This is a genomic window from Stieleria sp. (genome assembly GCF_041595215.1).
GTDB classification, from domain to species: domain Bacteria; phylum Planctomycetota; class Planctomycetia; order Pirellulales; family Pirellulaceae; genus Stieleria; species Stieleria magnilauensis.
In genome coordinates this window covers 1-2,958 of record NZ_JBFHKV010001060.1, presented here as the reverse complement: position 1 = coordinate 2,958, position 2,958 = coordinate 1, and the positions used below count along the sequence as shown (strand labels likewise).

Sequence of the window (2,958 nt, the reverse complement as noted above, 5' to 3'; positions counted from 1 at the left end):
GGTGCAACACCCACAGCAAGTGAATCTTGGCGTCGGGGTTCTGGCAACGCGTCAGCGCTTGACGAACAGGTTCGATCGCTTCCGCACCGAACTGATCGACCAGTTGATCCGATGCGATGGATCGCTGCGTCAGATTCGCCGATTCCAGTTGCTCGATCGCGCGAGCGATCGGGGAAATGTCTTCACGCTTGGGCGGATCCGTCGACGCGACGGCAGGCATATCTCGACGCGTCCCCGCTTCATCGTCATAGACGATCCGCCAGATGCGGCCTCGATGGCGATCACGTCCGGGGTGATCGAGTCCGACTTCGTAGTGGCCGATGATGCGGTTGTAAAAATCGGCAACATACAGGGCTCCATCGGGACCGGTCTGCAAATCAACCGGACGAAACCAGGGATCGCCGGAGATCATGAAATCGGATTCTTCGCGAGCCGAAACGGTTGATCCGGAATGGTGCAACGAATTGCGGTTGACCCGACTGGTCATCACGTTGCCGCCAAAAGCGTTGCCGTGGAAGACGGGCGGAAACGCATCGTCGTGATACAACGCGATCCCGCCGATGGCCGTGCTGCCGTGCAAATGCTCCATCACGTTGGGGACAAATCCGAGTCCGTCGTGGGGCTTGCCGAAACCCTCGTACACGCCGCCACGCATCAGCAAGGTGATGGGTTTGGTGTGGCAATCGGCGGTGAACAAATCGCCGTTCGGATCGATCGCCATTCCGAACGGATTGACCTGGCCGTCGGTAAAGTGCTCGATTCGCGAACCATCGGTTCGAATACGAAAGGTATTGCCCGAATGCATCGTGACGTTGTGGCCATCCTTGCCGGTCACCGAAGACTGGTTGTTGAATCCGTGACAGGCATACAGCCAACCGTCGAGTCCACGGGTGAATCCGTTGCACATGCCGTGCGTGTCACGCGAGTAGTCGAACGGGCCGTACAAGATTTCGCGTGTGTCGCACTTGTCATCACCATCGGTGTCACGCAACCACCAGATGTTCGGGATGCTGTAGCAGATCACTCCGTCACGATAGGGATACAACCCGATCGGGATATTCAGTCCGTCGGCGAAGGTGGTGATTCTGTCGGCGCGGCCATCGTCATCGGTGTCTTCCAGGATTTTGATCGTGTCGCGTCCCTGGCCCTCGGCGGCGGGAAACGGGTACTCGACACTGCTGCTGACCCACAGTCGGCCTTGGGTGTCAAACGCCATGTTCATCGGTTTGGCAATCTCAGGTTCGGACGCGACGAGTTGGACTTTGAACCCCGCCGGCAGGACGAAGGTTTGTCGCTCCTGTTCCGGTGTCAGCGGCTGCGTCGTCCGGACCGCGTTTTTAAACTCGTCACTGCCGACCAGATGCGGCGCGGTTGTCGACGGCGTCGGAGTCGCTTCGGCGGTGCCGCGATTGAGTAGCACGTAGGTGCCCAGTTTGTTGCCGACGATCACATCGACGTGACCGTTACGATCGATGTCCGCGGTCGTTAGCTGAGTCCCAACGCCGACGCGAACGTCAATCAAATGGGGATGAAAGTCGACGCCGTAATCGGACCGCACGGTTCGCAGCCAATACAGCACCGGCAATTCGCTGGCCCCCGGATCGTTCCCGCCATGCGCCCAGAATCGTTTGCCCGTCACGATGTCCAAGACGCCGTCGCCGTCGATGTCCGTCAAGGCAACCGCGTGCATCTGCGAGATCGCCAGACCGTACGGATTGTCGGACGGTTGGCGTCCCAGAATTTGGTGTTCGACGAACAGGAACTCGTCGCCGGAGCCGCGTCGTTCGAACCAACTCAATCCATAACCATGTGCGTTCTGGACGGACAGCACGTCGTTGTCGCCGTCGCCATCAAAGTCATAGGCGAACATTTGCGAACCGCCCGACGCGGCAAATTTCACCGGGTGAAACTTAAAGGGTGCTCCAGCCGTTTCGGTTTGTTGCCACCAGCCGTCTTTCTCTAACAGGTCGGGGCGTCCGTCGCCGTCCACATCGCCGACACCCAGGCCGTGCGTGAATCGCCCATAACCTCGGTTGTCGCTGACGGCGGTGAATTGCCACGGCTGCGTCGGGTCGGCGTTGTCCGGTTGGGCGTAACCGTAGCGACCCTGGTGAATGCAAACGAGTTCGTCGATTCCGTCGCCGTCGATGTCCGCAAACGTCGGCGACTCGTTGTCCACACTCGACAAGGCGACATGGCTGGCCCACACATCCGAAGCGTCCGTGTCACCAGGGTTTTCGTACCAGACTCCGGCCGTCCCAGGCATCGGGATCGAGAAAATGTCGATGTGTCCGTCGCCGTTGAAATCGCGTGCGAAGGAAAAGAAGTGATCGGAGTAGCCTTTGATCGAATAGTCCTTGACCGCCGCATAAGCATGACGCGTGCGGAACTCGGGGCCTTCGTACCAGTAAGGTCCCGAAACAATGTCACCGTGCCCGTCGCGATTGAAGTCTGCGGCGTCGGCCCCCTCGCTGTGAAAGGATTCGCAGAGGACGAGTTTCTGGAACCGCGGCGAAGGCGTCTCGGCGGCAAGCGGGGGCGGCACCATGGCGGCGACGAAGGAAACCAGTATCGTGAACGAGAGCAATTCGCAAGAACGTTTCATCGGGAGATCGGGCGGGGGCTGAATCGTGGGAGGGAGTGGAAAGGCGGGCTCACTAGGATAACCGATGTCGCGAGCGGTAGGCTCGATTTCGCCCTCGTTCCTCGGTGCCTCCCGGTAACGCACGAAGCCGGTGGCTGTCCCCAGGGACGCCTGCGCAGAATCGTTTCCTTCCCATCCGCACCCGGCAACGCGGTGAAGCATTTCTCCACTGCGTTTGACGAGGTGTTAGCGGCAGGGCGCGAGCCCTCCGGTCTTTCACGCCGGATACCGGACGGCTCGCGCCGTTCCGCTACCTCCCTCAGTGCCAAAGTAAGTGGCATTGGGCGCAAGCCCTCCGGTTCCTCATCGTTCCC

1 protein-coding gene is annotated in these 2,958 nt (G+C 60.0%); it reads right to left on the bottom strand.

Annotated features, from left to right (window positions below):
• The coding region (locus tag ABX749_RS27990; RefSeq protein ID WP_372898929.1) for a PVC-type heme-binding CxxCH protein at positions 1 to 2,605 on the bottom strand (2,605 nt) is incomplete at its 3' end.
• Positions 2,606 to 2,958: the final 353 nt, after the last annotated feature.